Source organism: Rhizobium sp. B21/90, from assembly GCF_019355815.1.
In the GTDB taxonomy this organism is placed as follows: domain Bacteria; phylum Pseudomonadota; class Alphaproteobacteria; order Rhizobiales; family Rhizobiaceae; genus Rhizobium; species Rhizobium rhododendri.
In genome coordinates, this window is sequence record NZ_CP072162.1 from 1,283,440 (window position 1) to 1,301,094 (window position 17,655).

The window sequence follows — 17,655 nt, forward strand, 5'->3', positions numbered from 1 at the left end:
GGGATCGCCATGAACGAGCATGTTGCTACAACGGCCGTCGGCGCCATTCGCCTGTCGACGGACAAGCCGATCTCGATTGCCATTCTCGCCATGGGCGGCCAGGGCGGCGGGGTGCTTGCCGACTGGATCGTTGGGCTGGCGGAAAGCCAAGGCTGGATGGCACAGACGACGTCTGTTCCCGGCGTTGCCCAGCGTACCGGCGCCACTATCTACTATCTCGAACTGTTGCCCGCCCGCGAGGGCCGCCATCCGATCTTCGCGCTGATGCCGACGCCGGGCGACGTCGATATTGTGCTCGCCGCCGAACTGATGGAAGCGGGCCGTTCGGTGCTGCGCGGGCTGGTGACGCCGGATCGCACGACGCTGATTGCCTCGACGCACCGCGCGCTGGCGGTCGGCGAGAAGGAGAAGCCGGGTGATGGCATCGGCAATCCCGAAGTTGTCGTCGAAGCCACGGATTTTGCCGCCAAGCGGATTATCGCCTTCGACATGGATACGCTGGCGGCCAAAAACGGCAGCGTCATTTCCGCGTCCATGTTCGGGGCGCTGGCCGCCGCCGGTGTGCTGCCCTTTTCCAGGGAGGCATTCGAGACGACCATTCGCCGCGGCGGAAAAGGCATCGAGCCGAGCCTGAAGGCTTTCAATGCAGCCTTCGAGCGGGCAACAGCGAGGACCAACGATGTCGTCTCGGCGACGCCGCACAAGCATTTCGAGGCGCTGCCCGAGACGGCAGGCCATCCCTCTCTCGACAGAATCGTCCACCGCATCCGCGCCGAGTTTCCGGAAGAGGCCCATCCACTGCTCTACGCCGGTGCCAGGAAGCTGACGGATTTCCAGGATCCGGCCTATGGCGACGAATATCTGAGCCGCGTGGCAAGTCTGCTTGAACTCGACCGCAGATATGGCGGCGCGGCAAAAGGCTTCGCGTTCACCGTTCAGGCAGCGAAATACGTCGCGATCTCTATGGCTTATGACGATGTCATCCGCGTTGCCGACCTCAAGGTGCGCTCATCCCGCTTCGACCGGGTTCGCAAGGAGGTCGGGGCAAAGGCCGACCAGATCGTCTACATGACAGAGTATATGCATCCGCGCATGGAGGAGATCTGCGGCACTCTTCCGAAGCGGCTGGGGATGTGGATCGAGAACCGGCCGAAGCTGTTTGCCCGGCTCGATCGCTTCGTCAACAAGGGACGGAGGGTGCAGACCGGCACGCTGTTCTGGTTCCTCAGCCTTTATGCCGTCTCGGCCTTGCGCGGCACACGCCGGGGAACATTGCGCCACTCCCGCGAGATGGCACATCGTGACGCCTGGCTCGCAATGGCCACCGGCCTGCTCGCTGCAAACTACGATCTGGCCGTCGAGGTGCTCAACAACAGGCGCCTCGTCAAGGGCTACTCCGACACCCACGCCCGTGGCCTGTCGAAATTCGACCGGGTCATGTCGGCGCTGCCGCTGTTGCGAGATCGCGAAGACGGTGCCGCCTGGATGAAGCGCCTGCGCCAGGCAGCCCTGCTCGACGAAAGCGGTATCGCGCTCGATGGCGCGCTAAAGACGGTGGCAACGCTTTAGAGGGTGGAGGGATTGCCGACGCTTTGGGGCGAAGGCCATCGCATGCGGGAGAGGCGCTTTTGTCTCGTTCTAGTGCCCGTCACCGTTGTCAGGTGCCTAATTCGTTGGGCGAGACGTCTTTTCCCAAGGGCGCACCGTGGCTGGATTCCTGTGACAAGCACAGCGATGAGGGTGAGGACGGAACGGTTGCAAATAAAGGGGAACTGGATGGACGATCTTCAAGCATCCCGGGTCGACGCGGGGACCTCTGTCAGACGCCAGAAAACCGGTTTGATGGTGGTGTTCCTGTGCTGGTTTGCCATTTTTGCTGAGGGCTATGACGTTGGCGTGCTCGGTGCGATCCTGCCGGCGCTCTCGACCGACAGCGCCTGGGGTCTGACGCCGATGCAGCTTGGCGCCATGGGCAGCTACACCATTTTCGGCATGCTGGTCGGTGGTATCCTGATCGGTACGCTGAGCGATCTCTACGGACGCAAGCCGATGTTTCTGTGCTGCCTGTCGCTGTTCGCGGTCTGCATGATCGTCACCTCGGCAGCGCCGACACCCACCGTCTTTGCCCTCAGCCGTTTCGTGGCGGGGCTCGGTCTCGGCGGCATAATCCCCATCGCCGCCGCGTTGACCATCGAGTATTCCCCGGCCAGCAAGAAGAGCCTGAACTACGGCATAATGTATTCCGGCTATTCGCTCGGGCTGTTTGCGGCGGCCTTGGTCGGTCGGGGGCTGCTTGCGGATTACGGTTGGCGACCGGTGGTGCTCATCGGGGCACTCCCCTTGCTATGCGTACCCCTCATAGCCTGGTTGCTGCCAGAATCGCTGGACTATCTTGTCTCCCGCAAGCGCAACGAAGCGGCTGCGAAGCTGGCCACGCGGCTCCGTCTGCCGGTCCCGGTGGAACCTTCCCACACCAGGGAGATGGTCGGCTGGCGAACTGCACTCGGCGAAATCTTCTCACCGAAGAATGCCTTTGCGACGATATGCTTCTGGGTGGCGCTGTTCATGGGGCTGCTGCTGGTCTACGGGCTGGCGCAATGGCTGCCGCAGATCATGCGCAAGAGCGGGTACGATCTTGGCGACAGCCTGCTCTTCCTTGCCGTCTTTTCCTTTACGTCGGCGATCGGTGGTATCGTGCTCGGGCAATGGGCGGATAGGTTCGGCGTGAAGCTGACGGTCACCCTGTCGTACCTGCTCGGCGCGATCGGTATCGCCGCACTCGCCTTCAAGGGTTCGATCCTGCTGAACTACGCGGTCGTGGCCGTGGCGGGTTTCGGCACGGTGTCGGCATCGCTTATCCTGACCGGCTGTCTCGCCCACTATCTCAAGCCCTCTGTCCGCGCTGCCGGCACCGGTTGGGCTCTGAGCTTCGCGCGGATCGGAGCGTTGCTGGGGCCGTTGATCGGCGGCTATATCGCCAGCATCGCGGTTGCGCCCGAGTGAAATTTCTACATCTTCGCAATCATCGCGGCAATTGCAGCCGGCGCAACCGCGCTGATCCCCAACAAACCAGCAGTCTAACGTGCGGTCCGAAACCGGTCGATGTTGCACTGCGCCAGTTCTCCGGCCACTGCATGTTGCACCGCAATACGTGTAGATATGCCTGGTTACATCTTAGGGGCTGTAACCGGGGGAAAGCTGTGTTACCCTTCCCAAATGCGAGCGAAGAGGAGAAGCGCTCGCATCAACGGAGGAGTTTTTAAACGATGACTTCAGAAGAGATGGGTTTTGGTACGGAACGGACCAGCGTGGGATCGATTGCCAAGCTGGCAGCGATCACGGTGGTTGCCTGTGTGATCTTTGTGGGCGGAATGTATTTCGTCGGAAAGGCCAACGCCCCCGATGCATCCAGCCCGCAGCCGGCGGTCACTACCCAGACCCAATAGCACGCCAGCGTTCGAACCGGACATGTGTAGCGGCTACCTCAACACTCTGGCCCCATGCTTTTGGGGCTGGGATCTAAGGCGTGATAATTTGCTGGACTGACTGGCGTAGCAGTCATTGTTCTGCCTCTGACAGAAGCCTTGCAATGGCTGGTCGCAGTTTGGGCAAGTGGACGTGGATAATGTCCCACAGGTCGCCCGGCCGAATGCGGTAATATTCATGTCTCAGCAGATTGCCGATGCCAATAATGGCACGCCAGGGAATATCGGGTTCGCTCGCACGCATTTCGGAGGGCAATTCCTTCGCTGCCTCGGATATAATCTGAATGCAGCGCTCGATGGCTCACAGGACCAAAAAATCGTCGGCGATCGCATCCGGCTTCACATCCTTTGTGGCAGACAGAATGCCATCGATGTTTTCAAGAATGTGCAGCAAGCGGACATGCGCACTCTTCGCTGAGGTCATCAGAATACTCGGATCGCGCTTTGCTCTACAGAGGCGCGATAGGCAGGCGAAATTGACTCCCGCGTACCGTAACTAATTTCGACGCCTGGGAACTGGTCTTCCAAAAGTTGGTAAGGCATCATGAAAGCTGTTAGGCCCTTGCCGCTCTCCGGACCGAAATCGACCAAGACATCAATATCGCTATCACTGCGCGCGCTGTCGCTGGCATATGAGCCGTACAGATAGAGAGCATCAACACCCAGCGCGCGTATCTGCGGCTCGGTGGCTATCAGGCGGGTAATGACTTCTTTCCGGTCCATGGTCCGATAGTACCAACTCCCTCAGATTTTGTCACCACGCAGCGCGGCCACTCCAATGTCCTCAAATCTCGTGCTTGCGGATATTATGCAGCACCTTGTGCAGCGTTCCGATGAAGGCGCGGTATTCGGCTTCCTCGACGCCGTCGAACATCTGCAGCAGCAGGTCGTACATCGTCGGCCAGACTTTCTCGAAGGCGGCGCGGCCTTCCTCGGTGATCGAGACGTCGCGGATACGCATGTCTTCGGCGCGCGGTTGCCGGCGGATATAGCCTTGGGTTTCCAGTGAATCCAGCGTCCGGCTCATTGTCGACTGCTCGGTTACGGCGAAGATCGATAGCTCGTTGATGGTCACTGACGTCGAGACGCTGAGCACCGCCAGCGCCCGCATCTTGGCGGTCGAGATGTCCAGCTCCTTCAGCTCGTCGGCCATGTTGGCGTTCCAGCGGGACATCAGTCGGTTCATCAGATAGGGCGCGAAATGGTTCAGGCCGATCTCGCCCATGGTCGGGCGGGCATCGTAGCCATCGTCCTTGCGCCTGAGCACGACACCTGAAAACCGTTCTTCCATGTACACACGCCTCCTCGTCTTCCTGTTATTTCAGCGAGGATGCGAGCAGGAAACCCGAACCGCCGCCGAGGCCAGGGCCCGGGTGGGACGACGCACCGATGTGGTACAGGCCCTTGATGTGGGTGCGGTGATTAACCGAAGACTTGAAGGGCCGCCAGAGAAAAAACTGGTCGAGGCCACAATGGCCCCCATAGGGGTCGCCGCCGACGAGGTTCATGTTCATCGTCTCGAGATCGGCCGGAGAATAGGCGCGGCGGGCAAGCCTGATTTCGGCGAAGTTTTCGATGTGGCTCGCCAGCAGCGCCTCGATGCGATCCGCATACTGTTCGCGCACCGTCTCCGTCCAGCGGCCATCCGCCGGCGTCTCGATCTTGGCCGCGGCATCGCCTCTCAGCAGGCGCGGCGCTTCCGGCAATTGTAGCCAGAGGATGGACTTGCCCTCGGGCGCCCGGCTGGGGTCGAAGGATACCGGCTGGCCGACGCAAACGGTGGGTTCCGCCGGCAGTAGACCGCGTTCGCATTCGTTGCAGGCGCGCGAGACACCGTCGAGGCCGGGGGTCAGGTGCAGCAACGCGACCTGGCCGAGCTCAGGGTTATGTTTCCAGCGGGGCGGGGCGGACAGCGCGTAGTGGATCTGCATGTTGCCCTTGCCATAGCGATATTGGGAGACATCCTTGCGGATCTGTGCCGGCAGCGGCCCGGGCCAGTCGGCCATCAGGCGCTCATAAAGCTGGTTCGGGGTCGTCGAGCAGATGACGCCGCCGGTGGCGGTGAGGGTTTCACCACTCACAAGGCGAACGCCGCCGGCGACGTTGCCGGGGCCGGGCAGGATGCTTGCGACATCGGCACCCGTACGGATGGTGCCGCCCTGGTCCGCAATCAGCCGTTCGAAAGCAGTGACCAGGGTGCCGGCGCCCCCTGTCGCTACCGGGCAGCCCGCAAGTTCGATGGCAAATCCGATGACCTTCAGCATTTCTGCGGAATAGGCATCTTCCGGGCTGAGCCCGCAATGCAGCACCCAGGGCGCCCAAAGTGCGCGGGCAAGGTCCGAGCCGTAGGCCGTTTGCAGGTAGCCGCGCGCGGGCGTCAGCGCGCTACCGAACCAGGCAGCAAGGTTGCGAAGGCCTCGGCCCCAGGCCTGCCGGGACACAGTCTTCAAGATATTGCCCGACCAGAGAGCGCCGCCGAGCAGGGAGAACAAGAACGGCGCATCCGCTCCGAGCCTGTCCATTTCGTCGGAGAAAGTCTTGCCGTCGCCTGCCGAGAGGGCTTCGAATGTGGCTATGTTGCGCTGGCGATCCCTGGAAAAGATGACGTTCGATCCGTCCGGACGCAGCACGCCGGTTGGCAGGTCGGCATGCGAGAAAGCAAGGCCGCGCGCCTCCAGATCCTTACCGAGCGCCCCGTAGGCCGGCGAGGTCAGAAACAGCACCATCGTTGTCGCCATGACGTCGTGGACGAAGCCGGGCTCGGTAATCTCCTCGGTGCGCAGGCATCCGCCGATACGCTCGTTGCGCTCGAGGATCAGAACCTTGCGACCCTTCTTGCCCAGCATGGCCGCCGCAACCAGCGCATTGATGCCGCTGCCAACGATTATGTAGTCATGGCTGCTCATGCCGTTGTCCCGCAAAGAGTGGTTGGAGGATGGGGCCCGCTCGTCGAGGCCGGGAGGGTATATGACGAGCCCAGAGACGTCCCTTCACGGCGCGGACGTACCGTGGCTGGATTCCTGTGACGTGCACAGGAATGAGGGAGGGAAGTGGCGCTTCCGATGGCTTGCCTTAGTGGGATAGGCGCTTGCAATGATGCTGCCTCTGCTGCCTCTGCTGCCTCTGCTGCCTCTGCTGCCTCTGCTGCCTCTGCTGCCTCTGCTGCCTCTGCTGCCTCTGCTGCCTCTGCTGCCTCTGCTGCCTCTGCTGCCTCTGCTGCCTCTGCTTCCACTGTCTCCGCCAGTCTGGCTTTTGCGGGAGGGCGGGAGGTTGCCACGGTTTCCCTCATTCCTGTGCTTGTCACAGGAATCCAGTGCGCCCAAGTCCTTGGGCGCGGGAGGGCTTGTGGCGGACGGTCAAGTGTTTTTTCACGGCGCAGACGCGCCGTGGCTGGATTCCTGTGACGAGCACAGGAATGAGGGTGGGGGATGTATGGGGCGGCGGCTTGCCTAGCGGCGGAGGGCGGAGGCAGCGATTCTGCTTCCGCCAGTCCCTTCACCGCAGCAGGGCTCGAAAGCGCCCGGTGCCCTTTGGCGGACGCTCTCCCGGGCCAAGAGCCTTGCCGGTGGCGGAGAGAGGGAGCGCCTAGGGGCATGGGCGTCGTCTATTGGGCGATCAGCGCGAGGGCGCGCACGGGGGAGCCGGTGCCGGAGACGATCTTCAGTGGGGCGGCGATGAGAATGGCGCCCTTTGGCGGCAGAAGATCAAGCTGGCAGAGGCTGGCGAGACCGTAACGGTTGTTCTTGTGCATCAGGTTGTGGGCCGGGAAGGGCGGGTTCATGCCACCGGCCGAGCCGGCATCGGTGCCGATAGTTTCCTGGCCCCAGCCGATGATGTCCTTGGTGAGCAGATATTCGATCGCCTCGGCAGTCGGACCCGGCGAATGCGGGCCGTTCTCGTCGGCGTTCAGGAATGTCTCGGTCGAACCGTTGCGCTTGTACCAGTCGGTACGCAGCAATACCCAGGATCCGGCTTCGATGTCGCCGTACTCGGCTTCCCATTCCTTGATGCTGTCGACGGTCAGCAAATAGTCCGGATTGGCGGCTGCCTCCTTCGAGCGATCGATGACATTAACGGGGGCGACGAAGTTTTGCGGTGGGATGGTGTCGGTGGTGTTCTGGGGGTTGTCCTTGCCGGTGATCCAGTGGCTTGGCGCATCGAAATGTGTGCCGGTATGCTCGCCGAGTTCCAGCCAGTTCCAGGCCCAGAACGGCCCATCCTCGTTGTACTCCGAGATGGTGTGGACCTTGACCTTCGGCGTGTTCTTGCCGAACTGCGGCGGCAGGTAGAGCACCGGGGTGTCGGGGCCGAGCGATGCGGTGAGATCGACGACCTTGATGGAGCCCGAAACGAGGGCGGTGGCCAGGCTGGCAAGCGTGTTCGACGTCATTCCTGTGTTCCCCTTGAACGAAAACCGCCGTGCTGGATGGGGCATTGATCTACCCTTCTTGCGCCCAGGCAGGCGGCTGAATGGGGCAAGCCTATGTCACACCATATGATATTGCAAGCATTTGCGGGGCGGCTCGGGCGTCAAGTTTCAGGCCGCCCGACAATTGGGCAAATGCGGACATATGGCCTATAAAACAGGCTATCCAACGGGGTTATTCCAGCCAAATTCCGCATCGTATTGCAGTCCATGACGGGATTTCGAGGCCGCTGCCCTTGATGCCGGCGGCGCAGAATGTATGCATGTGAGGTATAAAATAATAAGGGAACGGAAGGTGGATCATGGCATACGACGCGGTGGTGGTGGGGGCGGGGCATAACGGGCTTGCGGCAGCGGTACATCTGGCCGCCAAAGGCTGGAAGGTTGCGGTCGTCGAAGGCAGCACGACCGCCGGCGGCGCAGTCAAGACTGCGGAGGTGACGCTGCCGGGTTTTCGGCACGATCTCTGCGCCATGAACCTCTCGATGTTTGCGGGCTCGGCATTCCTTGCCCAATACCGGCAGGAGCTCGTCGCCAACGGTCTCGGTTTCGTGCCGGCCGCCGATTGTTTCGCCAGCGTCTTCCGCGACGGCACGTATCTCGGCGTCAGCACCGATCTCGAAAAGACGGCGGCTGCGATTGCGGCCCTTTCGCCGGAGGACGCGGAGGCCTGGCGGGCAATGCTTGCCGAATTCACCACCGATGCGCGGCACATCTTCGGGCTGCTCGGTGCACCCATGCCCTCGCTTGCAGCAGCGAACGTCCTTTGGAAGGCCTGGCGGCAAAAGGGCAGCGGCTGGCTCTACGACACGGTGCGCATGCTGCTTTCCTCCCCGCGCGGTTTCCTCGATGCCCGGTTTCGTCACGCGAAGCTGAAGACGATGATGGCCGCCTGGGGGCTACACCTCGATTTTGCACCGGATGTCGCAGGCGGTGCGCTGTTTCCCTATCTGGAATCGATGGCCAACCAGGCCTTTGGCATGGTCATTGGACAAGGCGGTGCGGATACGATCATCAAGGCGATGACGGGCATGCTGACCGCGCGCGGGGGCGAGATCCTGCTCGGGACGGCGGTGGACAAGGTGCTGGTGTCCGGCGGCAAGGCGACCGGCGTGCTGCTGGCCGATGGTCGTCGGCTGGAGGCGAGCCGCGCCGTCATCGCCAACGTCAATCCGAAGAACCTGTTCGGCAAGCTGCTCGATGCCGATCCGAAACGCCGAGATTTCGATCGCAAGGTCAGCCGGTTCCGTGCCGGACCCGGCACGATGATGATCCATCTGGCGCTGGACAGCCTGCCGGACTGGACGGCCGGAGAGGCGCTGAAGAGCTTTGCCTATGTGCATATCGCGCCTGATCTCGAGATGATGTCGAAAGTCTATGCGGAAGCGGCGGCCGGTCTGTTGCCGATAGAGCCGGCGCTGGTCGTCGGCCAGCCGACCGCTATCGATCCGTCGCGGGCGCCTGCCGGAAAGCATGTGCTCTGGGTGCAGGTGCGGGTTCTTCCGGCCGAGATCCTCGGCGATGCCGCCGGGCAGATCGGCGCGCGCAGCTGGGATGCGGCCAAGGAGGACTATGCCGACCGGGTGATCGATATCATCGAGGCCCATGCGCCGGGCCTGCGGGCCAAGATCCTCGCCCGGACCGTCGTCTCGCCTTTGGACCTCGAGCGCGAAAACCCCAATCTCATCGGCGGCGACAGCCTTTCGGGCAGCCATCACCTGGACCAGAATTTCCTGTTCCGGCCCGTCGCCGGATATTCGCGCTACAGGACGCCTGTCGCCGGCCTCTACATGTGCGGTGCTTCCACCTGGCCGGGGGCTGGAACGGGAGCTGGCTCCGGCTTCCTGCTTGCCCGGATGCTGGCCAAATGAGGCTATCCACTGGCGTGCGACACGGCCCGATCCGAAACCTTTGACATTTCAAATATTGCTTCGTATGCCATGGGAACACGGATTGCGGTCCAGGAATTCGAGCGGGGATCATGGCCGAAGCAGAAAGCGAAACTGTCGACCTGGAGGCGATTGCGCACGGCGCCCAGGATGGCAAGAAGCAGGAACTGCGCCTCTGGCTGCGCATGCTGTCGACCACGAAGCTGATCTCGCAGGAAGTGCGCCGCCGGCTGCGGGCCGAATTCGGCGCGACGCTGCCGCAGTTCGACCTGATGGCGCAGCTTTATCGCGAAAGCGACGGGCTGAGGCTCGGCGAACTCTCAAAACGGACGATGGTCACCAACGGCAACGTCACGGGGCTGGTCGAGCGGCTGGAAATCGACGGTATGGTTCTGCGCGAAACGCCCCACGGCGACCGGCGCGTGACCGTCGCCAAGTTGACGGCCAAGGGCGAAAAGCTGTTCACCGCCATGGCCGCCGCCCACGAAGGCTGGCTGCGCGACATGCTGGGAGACGTAGACCCGTCCATCATCGCAGAACTCTGGACCGACATCGGCACCGTCAAGGCCTCCGTCAGCAACCACCTTTCAGGCGGGGAGTTTGATTAAGAGTCGGCGGCAGAGCAGCAGCCCAATATAGTGGACGTTATTGGCAGTCGATGTCGCATGGCGGCGTCAATTAAAGAGTTTATAGTGGATTTTTCTTCTGTTATTATGTATATTTTGCCTTAGCAGGCCTGCTGTTGTATTATTTACTCTAATAAGTTTCATTTATATATAATATTATAAATATAATTTCGCTTATAAATTACAGCCGGTGCTGGCCTGTTCTCAAAATTTTCGTGAAACATGCATTGTTATCTCTAAAATTTGGCATTGCAAATATAGTTGCAATAATACCACTTTTGCAAATTTGTCCCCAGCTTAAATCTGATGGCTAGCAATTCGCGTTAGTTGTTTGTTAAGCATGAATTTCAGCTAGGGGATGATATGATCGCGGTTTTGAACAGGTTATTTGGGGTTACAGAGAAGTGGGAGCCTTGTGTTGCCACCGGTGTTGTTGAGCTTGAATCCGGCATCTCGCTTGATGGCCCCCTCATGAAGAAATCCTCACCGATGGGTGTTGTTTATCGGGAGATGACTACTGAGGAATACACGGATTATCTTTACTGGCAGGCCATAAAGTGAGCAGGTCGACATTCGCTCAATCGCTTTAATTATTTTATTTCACGACTATATACGTATGAAACACTTCTCTCCGAATTTGACTTGGGCTGCCACTATCAGCTCTATCTACTAACGCATCAAACGGCGCTCCACCAAATCCGCGACACAACTGTAAGTTTCCCTTACAGGGTTGCCAGCCTTTACGCCGGCACTAGGTGACGGGAGGCTGATTGTTATTTTGCGAGGAGGAGACGCGGCATGGTTTCGGAACAGGCACTTATCAGGAAGATCACCTGGCGGCTCATGCCGTTTCTGGGTCTCCTCTACCTCATCGCCTATATCGACCGGCAAAATGTCAGCTATGCGAAGCTCCAGATGGTCGATGCGCTCGGCATGAGCGAATACGCCTATGGCCTCGGTGCGTCCCTGTTCTTCGTCGGTTATTTCATTTTCGAAATCCCTGCAAACCTGTTCCTGACGCGGTTCGGAGCCCGTGTCTGGTTCACGCGGATCATGGTCAGCTGGGGTCTGGTGACGATTGCGCTGGCCTTCACACAGAATATGACGATGTTCTACATCCTGCGCTTCCTGCTCGGCGTCGCCGAAGCCGGCTTCTTCCCGGGCGTGCTGTTTCTCCTGACCCTCTGGTTTCCCCGGAACTATCGAGGGCGCATGGTCGGTCTGTTCATGATCTTCAGCGCCATCGCCAATGCTGTCGGCGCGCCGCTTGGCGGCATGTTGCTGGATCTGCACGGCTTCCTGGGCCTTGCCGGTTGGGAGTGGGTGTTCCTCGCCACCGGTATCCCCGCCGTTGTGGTGGGTCTGGTAACGTTCTTCTATCTGGACGACCGGCCGGAAGAGGCAAAATTCCTCAACGACGCTGAAAAGCTTTGGCTGAAAGAGCGGCTGGCGCAGGAAAACCAGGGCATGGACGGCACCGCAGATGACGGTTTCAAGGCGCTTATCAACCCGCGGGTGATGCTGATGGCTATCTGCTACATCGGCTTCCCGCTGGCAGCCTATGGGCTGAGTTATTGGCTGCCGACCATCGTCAAGGGCTTCGGCGTTACCAACACCGTCAACGGCTTCATCAACATCATCCCTTGGGTGGTCGTGGCGATTGCCCTCTGGGTCGTGCCTGCCGCTGCCGACAAGACGGAAGCAAAGACACCCTACATCGCCGGACCTGCTTTCGTCGGCGCCATCGCCCTGACGCTATCCGCCCTTGTTACTTCGCCGCTGCTGCAGTTCATCTTTCTCTGCATCGCCGCGGCGGGGATTTTTGCCGGGCAGCCGGTGTTCTGGAGCCTGCCATCGCGCTTCCTCCGGGGTGCCGGTGCCGCAGCAGGCCTGGCCGCCATCAACTCGGTCGGTAATCTCGGTGGCTTCATCGCACAGAACGTGGTGCCGTGGATCAGCGATGCCACCGGAAGCAAGATCGTGCCGATGTTCTTCCTTGCCGCATGCCTGGCAGCCGCAGGCGTGCTGGTGATCGTGGTCGAACGCGCGCTTGGCCGTAAGGCAGAAGTCGGCTCGGTGTAGGAGCTGAATGTTTTCCGCTCTGGAGTGCCTTCTTGCGGAGGCACTCCGCAATGATTGCTGGCGGTGCTGTCCAAGAGGCTACGTCTGCCGTCCAGGCAACCGCAGCCTTCAATGGGCCTTTTCGGTCTTGAAGCGCTTTTCCAGCATGCTCACCAGTCGCACCATTGGCCACAACAGGATGATGTAGACGAGTGCTGCGCCGATCAGGGGCGAGGGGTTGGCGTAGAGGGCCTGGGCGTCCTGCGCTTCCTTCAGCAATTCCGGCAGGGCGACGGTTGAGGCCAGCGAGGTATCCTTGAACATCGACACGCAATTGCTGGTCATCGGCGGGATGACTATGCGTATCGCCTGCGGCAAAACCACCTTGTAGAGCGTGACGATGAAGGGCAGGCCGAGGGCCGAGGCCGCCTCGAACTGACCCCTCGCGACACTCTCGATGCCGGAGCGAAAGACCTCGGCGGAGTAGGCGGCCATGACGATGGAAAAGGCGATGACGGCCGATGCCCAGGACGTCAGCCTGATGCCAAGGAACGGCAAGGCATAATAGATCAGGATGAGGACGACGAGGACCGGTGTTGCCCGCAGGATGTCGATATAGCCGACGGCGAGCAGCCGGAATGGTTTCGGCGCATAGAGCCTGACGAGGCTGATGACGAGGCCGAAGGGCACGCCGATGACGATGCTCATCATGCCGAGCAGGATGGTGTTCCACAAACCCCGCAGCAGGGCCGGTATGGACGACATCAGGACGTCGTAGTTGAAGAAGGTCTCGACGAGCGACATGGTATCCACCGGTCTTGCAAGCGTTCAGTCCGTCATATCCATGCCGGCTTCTGGGCGACCGGCATGGATCATGGCAGGTTATGGTTCGATCACGCCTTGGGGATCGGCATTTCGACGACCGTGGAGGAGCCAGCCGGTGCATCGCTGCCGAACCACTTCTTGTGGATCGCCTGCAAGGTGCCGTCTTTTTTCATCGCTGTCAGGGCATCGTTAAGCTTGCCGAGCAGCGGGGAATCCTTCGTCATCATCAGGCCGTACTGTTCGCCTGTCTTGATGCGCTCCTTTACGGCAAAGCCCTTCATCTTGACGAACAGGTATTCCATGCCGGGCACGTCGCTGACCACGGCATCGACCCGGCCGGCGCCGAGATCGAGGAACATTTCCTGCTGGGCATTGTAGCCCTTGACGTCTGCGAAGCCATCTGCGGCCTTATGCTCGTCGACCCATTTTGCACCGGTCGAGCCGGACAGCACGCCGATGGTCTTGCCCTTGAGATCGGCAATGCCCTTGATGGCGCTGTCGGCCTTGGCGGCGATGCCCATGTCGGAATCGTAGTAGGGCTGGGTGAAGGACTGCGACTTCAGCCGCTCCGGCGTGATGGTGATCGACGAGATCGCAACGTCGATGCGCTTGGACGAGGTTCCGGCGAACAGCGCCTGGAAGCCATAGTCGGCGATTTCGGGGGTCATTTCGGCGCGCTTGGCGGCTTCCTTGACGATGTCGACCTCGAAGCCCTCGAAGGTGCCCGAGTCTGTCTTGTACTCAAACGGCGGGTTGCTCGGGTAGGAACCGACGTTCAACGTCTCTGCCGCATGGGCAATGGACGACCCGCCGGCAAGGCTGATGGCGGCGGCGAGCACCAATAGATTACGACGCGTAAGGCTCATGTCTGTTTCCCTCTGGTTATGGACCCGAAGGCATCGTTGGCCCACGGGGGTAGCATCGGCGCGCCCTCAAGGGCTGGCCGTCATGTCATGGCGCCGACCATCCGGTCGAGCGCAGTGCGGATCTGTTCGATGTCGCGGAAGATGCACATGCGCAGGAAGGCGCGGGAGCTGTCTCCGAAGAGATAGCCCGGGGCCAGGCCGACGCGCGAGGTCTCCAGGATGCGGGTGCAGGCAGCGCGGGCATCGCTCTCGCCCTCGAGCGCGAAGAAGGCGTACATGCCGCCGCGCGGTTTTACCGGCAGGACGATTCCCGGAATCTGCGGAAGTTTCTCGTAGGCGAGGTCGAGGCCGGCCTTGATCTTCTGCCTGACATCCTCGACCAGCGGCTCGCCATCCCTGACGGCAGCCAGTGCTCCAGCCTGGATCATGCCGGCCGTTCCGCTGTTGATATACTGCGTCATCGCAGCCAGTTGGTCGGCGACGCCGGAGGGGTGGGTGAGCCAGCCAATGCGCCAGCCGGTCATCGCCCAGGCTTTCGAAAAGCTGTTCACCGAGATCACCCGGTCGCCATCGTCGGCAACCTGGAGGATCGAGGGTGCGACTATGCCTTCGAAATAGAGCCGCGCGTAAACCTCGTCCGAGATGATCCAGATGCCGGTCCGGCGGCTGAATTCCAGCAGCGCCTGCATCTCGTCGCGCGAAGCCGTCCAGCCGGTCGGATTGGATGGTGTCGACAGGCAGATGGCGCGTGTGCGGGCGTCGCAGCGGGCAAACAGCTTGTCGAGATCGAGGTGCCAGTCGGTGTCGAAGTCGAGCGGTACGGGGCGTGGCTCGCCGCCGATCAGATGGATGGCGTTGTGGATGTTCGGCCACTGCGGCGCGACGTAGACGACATTGCTGCCGACATCGACCAGCAGCTGGAGGGCGAGATAAAGCGCCTGCATGCCGCCCGGCGCAATCGTCGTGCGCTGGATCGGAATGTCGCGGTCGTGCAGCCGCGACTGATAGGCCGAAAGGGCTTCGTTGAGCGGACCGGAGCCGCGCATATTGGGGATGTAGAAGGTGGTGCCGTCATCGAGTGCCTGCTTGGCGGCATCGCGGATGAAAGCCGGCGTTACCATGTCGCCTTCGCCATACCAGAGCGGGATCACATCTCCGAGTTCGCGGGCGCGCATGGCGAGTTCGGCAATATTCTCGGTGTGCAGGTCGCGGATCTGGGCGCGGATGCCGTCGAAAGCGTAACGGTCGTTGTCGGCTGCGGGTGATGCTCGTAAAGGCACGGTCTTTTCCTTGAAATTCAGATGTCGGAACGTCGCCGATAGTTTCGGAAGACGCATGGATCACCCCTTGATTTCGAATGGTTATCCAAAACGAAGGGCATTTCAAGAAAAAAATTTGAAGCTTAAAAAGTCTAAGAAAAAAGCATATTTTTGACGTTTGAAAATTGGCTTCAAGTCGTTGATGTTGCTAACTTAAATATCGGTTGTTGCTAAGCGCAAGAATTGCGCGCTTTTGCAGCGTTTTCCGCCATGGCGGCTCCAAGAAACATTGTGTCGCTGGCCAGCAGGAAGAAACTGATGCCGGCCGCCGACCAAGTCGCGATATCCGATGTCGAGGGACGGAAAATGCCAACAGTCCTGCCGGCTGCAAGTGATGTTTCGGTGATGGTGCGGATGGCTTTGTCGAGCCTGTCCTTGCCATCTGGCCCGAGTGCATCGATGGACACCGACAGGTCGCCGGGGCCGATGAAAATGACATCGACGCCCTCGACGGCCGCGATCTCCGCGATGTTGGCAAGGCCTTCAGCCGTCTCGACCTGGATGGCGAGAACGAGCGATCCATTGGCTTTCGCCAAGTAGTCCGGGATGCGGTAGCCGTAGGCTGCGGCGCGACCTGGGCCGACGCCTCGCTCGCCGACCGGCGGGTACCGCGTTGCCATCACTGCGGCCGTGGCCTCTGCGGCATTGGAGATGCGCGGCACCAGCACGCCGGCTGCTCCAGCATCGAGAACGGCGGCGATGGATTCCGGCGCATGGCCGGGCACCCGGACAATTGCAGGCACGCGATGCACGTCGGCGGCGCGAATGAGATCCTCGATGCGCTCGCGACTGATCTGCGCGTGCTCCCAGTCGATGCAGAGAAAATCGACGCCCGCCATCGCCACGACTTCCACCGCGACAGGATGGGGGATGGCCGAAAACGTGCCGATCAGCGGAGCGCGGTCGAGGCAGCGCTGGCGAAAACTGGTCATGGTGGATCCCCGGATGGCGGCATTGGTTTGTTCACCGATAAACCTAAACGCAAAGTCTGCGAAAGCGAAATCTATTTTAGGCTTGAAATATTTTATCCTGCACGTAGCCTGACTGATAAGGTGAGGGAGAAACCATGATCAAGCAGCATCCGCTCAAGGGGCCGAATAGGCTGAAGCTTGGCGTGTTTTCGACCAATGCCGATGGTGGGCTGGCGATCACCGATGTGCCGGAGCGGTGGACGGCAAGCTGGGAGGATAATCTTGCTGCGGCAAAGATCGCCGACCGCGCCGGGCTGGAATTCCTGCTGCCGATTGCCCGCTGGCGCGGTTTCGGTGGCCGCAATCGGGTGCGCGAATGGTCGTTCGAGACTTTCACATGGGCAGCGGCGCTGGCCGCCTCGACCAAGCAGATCGGCCTGTTCATGACAGTCCACGTGCCACTCGTTCATCCGCTTTACGCCGCAAAATCGCTGGCGACGGTCGACCATGTCAGCGGCGGCAGGGCAGGCCTCAACATCGTTTGCGGCTGGAACCCGAAGGAATTCGGCATGTTCGGCACGCCGCTGGTCGAGAAGGGCTATGATCAGGCAGCCGAGTGGCTCGATATTGTCGAGCGCGCCTACGGCCCCGATCAGCCCTTCGATTTCAACGGTGTCTACTACAGCCTGAAGGATGCAGTCAGCCGGCCGGCAAGCCTGCAAATACCTCGCCCGGTGACCATGAATGCAGCATTCGGCGGTCCGGGTCGAGATTTCGCCGCAGCCCATTGCGATTACCTCTTCACCACGTTCACGGAGATGGCGGATGCCGGAAAGCCGGTTGCCGATATCCGCGAGCGGGCGGAGGCCAAAGGCCGAGATGTCGGCGTCTACACCGTCTGCCATGTCGTCTGCCGCGAGAGCCGGCAGGAAGCGCAGGATTATTACGTGCGCTACGCCGTCAACATGGCCGATCACGAGGCGGTCGATGCCCATATGGCAGGCAAGAAGGAGTTCTCACAATCGCATGATGCCGGAGCCTATGATCGCTATCGCCAACGCTTTGCAGGCGGTGCCGGCAGCTATCCGCTGATCGGGACGCCGGAGAGCATCGCCGCTGAAATGATCGAGGTCAGCGAAAAAGGCTATGCCGGCATAGCCCTTTCCTTCGTCAACTACACGCAGGAACTGCCATATTTCTGCGACCGCGTGCTGCCGATCCTGCAGCAGGCGGGGTATCGGATGTGA

The 17,655-nt window shown here is 60.8% G+C and carries 18 protein-coding genes; 8 read left to right on the forward strand and 10 right to left on the reverse strand.

The features are described 5' to 3' along the window. Nucleotides 1-9 precede the first annotated feature (9 nt). From J5278_RS06120 to J5278_RS06130, 3 genes are all read left to right on the forward strand, one after another. Nucleotides 10-1,569 carry an indolepyruvate oxidoreductase subunit beta family protein gene (locus J5278_RS06120; RefSeq protein ID WP_209184517.1) on the forward strand — a complete coding sequence of 520 codons (1,560 nt, stop codon included), beginning with the start codon at nt 10-12 and terminating at the stop codon, nt 1,567-1,569. Nucleotides 1,570-1,776: 207 nt separating this feature from the next. Next, entirely contained in the window at nt 1,777-3,003 is a 1,227-nt protein-coding gene (locus J5278_RS06125) for an MFS transporter (RefSeq protein WP_247749171.1), read from the forward strand. Nucleotides 3,004-3,266: 263 nt separating this feature from the next. Then, on the forward strand, nt 3,267-3,446 hold the full coding sequence (locus J5278_RS06130; protein ID WP_209184516.1) for a hypothetical protein: 180 nt from the start codon (nt 3,267-3,269) through the stop codon (nt 3,444-3,446). Between the two features lie 112 nt (nt 3,447-3,558). On the opposite strand, the gene J5278_RS30880 is transcribed toward J5278_RS06130, so the two are convergent. The 6 genes from J5278_RS30880 to J5278_RS06155 all read right to left on the reverse strand — a co-directional run bounded on the left by J5278_RS30880 (nt 3,559) and on the right by J5278_RS06155 (nt 7,875). Further along, the gene (locus J5278_RS30880; protein ID WP_247749170.1) at nt 3,559-3,729 is read right to left on the reverse strand and encodes a DUF86 domain-containing protein; all 171 of its coding nucleotides are present in this window, start codon (nt 3,727-3,729) and stop codon (nt 3,559-3,561) included. A gap of 57 nt (nt 3,730-3,786) precedes the next feature. Then, nucleotides 3,787-3,909, reverse strand: a complete 123-nt coding sequence (locus J5278_RS30885; RefSeq protein WP_257623391.1) for a hypothetical protein — start codon at nt 3,907-3,909, stop codon at nt 3,787-3,789. Continuing rightward, nucleotides 3,909-4,208 carry a nucleotidyltransferase family protein gene (locus J5278_RS06140; protein ID WP_209184515.1) on the reverse strand — a complete coding sequence of 100 codons (300 nt, stop codon included), beginning with the start codon at nt 4,206-4,208 and terminating at the stop codon, nt 3,909-3,911. Before J5278_RS06140 ends, J5278_RS30885 begins: the two co-directional genes overlap by 1 nt. A 61-nt stretch (nt 4,209-4,269) precedes the next feature. After that, a complete protein-coding gene (locus J5278_RS06145; protein WP_142830794.1) occupies nt 4,270-4,776 on the reverse strand; it encodes a MarR family winged helix-turn-helix transcriptional regulator in 507 nt (168 codons plus the stop codon). 25 nt (nt 4,777-4,801) lie between these two features. Beyond that, on the reverse strand, nt 4,802-6,391 hold the full coding sequence (locus J5278_RS06150) for an NAD(P)/FAD-dependent oxidoreductase (RefSeq protein ID WP_209184514.1): 1,590 nt from the start codon (nt 6,389-6,391) through the stop codon (nt 4,802-4,804). A 698-nt stretch (nt 6,392-7,089) separates the two neighbouring features. After that, nucleotides 7,090-7,875, reverse strand: coding sequence for a cyclase family protein (locus tag J5278_RS06155; protein ID WP_209184513.1), 786 nt, complete (start codon nt 7,873-7,875; stop codon nt 7,090-7,092). A 335-nt stretch (nt 7,876-8,210) separates the two neighbouring features. On the opposite strand from J5278_RS06155, the gene J5278_RS06160 reads away from it, so the two are divergent. The 4 genes from J5278_RS06160 (at nt 8,211) to J5278_RS06175 (ending at nt 12,508) form a co-directional block, all read left to right on the forward strand. After that, a complete protein-coding gene (locus J5278_RS06160) occupies nt 8,211-9,782 on the forward strand; it encodes an NAD(P)/FAD-dependent oxidoreductase (RefSeq protein ID WP_209184602.1) in 1,572 nt (523 codons plus the stop codon). Nucleotides 9,783-9,892: 110 nt separating this feature from the next. Continuing rightward, entirely contained in the window at nt 9,893-10,408 is a 516-nt protein-coding gene (locus J5278_RS06165) for a MarR family winged helix-turn-helix transcriptional regulator (protein ID WP_111222465.1), read from the forward strand. Between the two features lie 381 nt (nt 10,409-10,789). Beyond that, nucleotides 10,790-10,987, forward strand: coding sequence for a hypothetical protein (locus J5278_RS06170; RefSeq protein ID WP_209184512.1), 198 nt, complete (start codon nt 10,790-10,792; stop codon nt 10,985-10,987). A gap of 237 nt (nt 10,988-11,224) precedes the next feature. Further along, nucleotides 11,225-12,508, forward strand: a complete 1,284-nt coding sequence (locus J5278_RS06175) for an MFS transporter (protein WP_209184511.1) — start codon at nt 11,225-11,227, stop codon at nt 12,506-12,508. 108 nt (nt 12,509-12,616) lie between these two features. On the opposite strand, the gene J5278_RS06180 is transcribed toward J5278_RS06175, so the two are convergent. The 4 genes from J5278_RS06180 to J5278_RS06195 form a co-directional block, all read right to left on the reverse strand. Next, entirely contained in the window at nt 12,617-13,291 is a 675-nt protein-coding gene (locus J5278_RS06180) for an amino acid ABC transporter permease (protein WP_209184510.1), read from the reverse strand. A gap of 89 nt (nt 13,292-13,380) precedes the next feature. Further along, nucleotides 13,381-14,178, reverse strand: coding sequence for an ABC transporter substrate-binding protein (locus J5278_RS06185; RefSeq protein WP_209184509.1), 798 nt, complete (start codon nt 14,176-14,178; stop codon nt 13,381-13,383). A gap of 80 nt (nt 14,179-14,258) precedes the next feature. Then, nucleotides 14,259-15,515: a pyridoxal phosphate-dependent aminotransferase gene (locus tag J5278_RS06190; RefSeq protein WP_209184508.1), complete on the reverse strand. Its 1,257-nt coding sequence runs from the start codon at nt 15,513-15,515 to the stop codon at nt 14,259-14,261. A 152-nt stretch (nt 15,516-15,667) separates the two neighbouring features. Further along, nucleotides 15,668-16,429 carry an HpcH/HpaI aldolase/citrate lyase family protein gene (locus tag J5278_RS06195; RefSeq protein WP_209184507.1) on the reverse strand — a complete coding sequence of 254 codons (762 nt, stop codon included), beginning with the start codon at nt 16,427-16,429 and terminating at the stop codon, nt 15,668-15,670. Nucleotides 16,430-16,563: 134 nt separating this feature from the next. On the opposite strand from J5278_RS06195, the gene J5278_RS06200 reads away from it, so the two are divergent. Then, nucleotides 16,564-17,655, forward strand: coding sequence for an LLM class flavin-dependent oxidoreductase (locus J5278_RS06200; protein ID WP_209184506.1), 1,092 nt, complete (start codon nt 16,564-16,566; stop codon nt 17,653-17,655).

Coding starts and splice junctions, on each gene's coding strand:
- J5278_RS06120 (WP_209184517.1), top strand. CDS start 10: ATGAACGAGCATGTTGCTACAACGGCCGTCGGCGCCATTCGCCTGTCG.
- J5278_RS06125 (WP_247749171.1), top strand. CDS start 1,777: ATGGACGATCTTCAAGCATCCCGGGTCGACGCGGGGACCTCTGTCAGA.
- J5278_RS06130 (WP_209184516.1), top strand. CDS start 3,267: ATGACTTCAGAAGAGATGGGTTTTGGTACGGAACGGACCAGCGTGGGA.
- J5278_RS30880 (WP_247749170.1), bottom strand. CDS start 3,729: ATGCGTGCGAGCGAACCCGATATTCCCTGGCGTGCCATTATTGGCATC.
- J5278_RS30885 (WP_257623391.1), bottom strand. CDS start 3,909: ATGACCTCAGCGAAGAGTGCGCATGTCCGCTTGCTGCACATTCTTGAA.
- J5278_RS06140 (WP_209184515.1), bottom strand. CDS start 4,208: ATGGACCGGAAAGAAGTCATTACCCGCCTGATAGCCACCGAGCCGCAG.
- J5278_RS06145 (WP_142830794.1), bottom strand. CDS start 4,776: ATGGAAGAACGGTTTTCAGGTGTCGTGCTCAGGCGCAAGGACGATGGC.
- J5278_RS06150 (WP_209184514.1), bottom strand. CDS start 6,391: ATGAGCAGCCATGACTACATAATCGTTGGCAGCGGCATCAATGCGCTG.
- J5278_RS06155 (WP_209184513.1), bottom strand. CDS start 7,875: ATGACGTCGAACACGCTTGCCAGCCTGGCCACCGCCCTCGTTTCGGGC.
- J5278_RS06165 (WP_111222465.1), top strand. CDS start 9,893: ATGGCCGAAGCAGAAAGCGAAACTGTCGACCTGGAGGCGATTGCGCAC.
- J5278_RS06170 (WP_209184512.1), top strand. CDS start 10,790: ATGATCGCGGTTTTGAACAGGTTATTTGGGGTTACAGAGAAGTGGGAG.
- J5278_RS06175 (WP_209184511.1), top strand. CDS start 11,225: ATGGTTTCGGAACAGGCACTTATCAGGAAGATCACCTGGCGGCTCATG.
- J5278_RS06180 (WP_209184510.1), bottom strand. CDS start 13,291: ATGTCGCTCGTCGAGACCTTCTTCAACTACGACGTCCTGATGTCGTCC.
- J5278_RS06185 (WP_209184509.1), bottom strand. CDS start 14,178: ATGAGCCTTACGCGTCGTAATCTATTGGTGCTCGCCGCCGCCATCAGC.
- J5278_RS06190 (WP_209184508.1), bottom strand. CDS start 15,515: ATGCGTCTTCCGAAACTATCGGCGACGTTCCGACATCTGAATTTCAAG.
- J5278_RS06195 (WP_209184507.1), bottom strand. CDS start 16,429: ATGACCAGTTTTCGCCAGCGCTGCCTCGACCGCGCTCCGCTGATCGGC.
- J5278_RS06200 (WP_209184506.1), top strand. CDS start 16,564: ATGATCAAGCAGCATCCGCTCAAGGGGCCGAATAGGCTGAAGCTTGGC.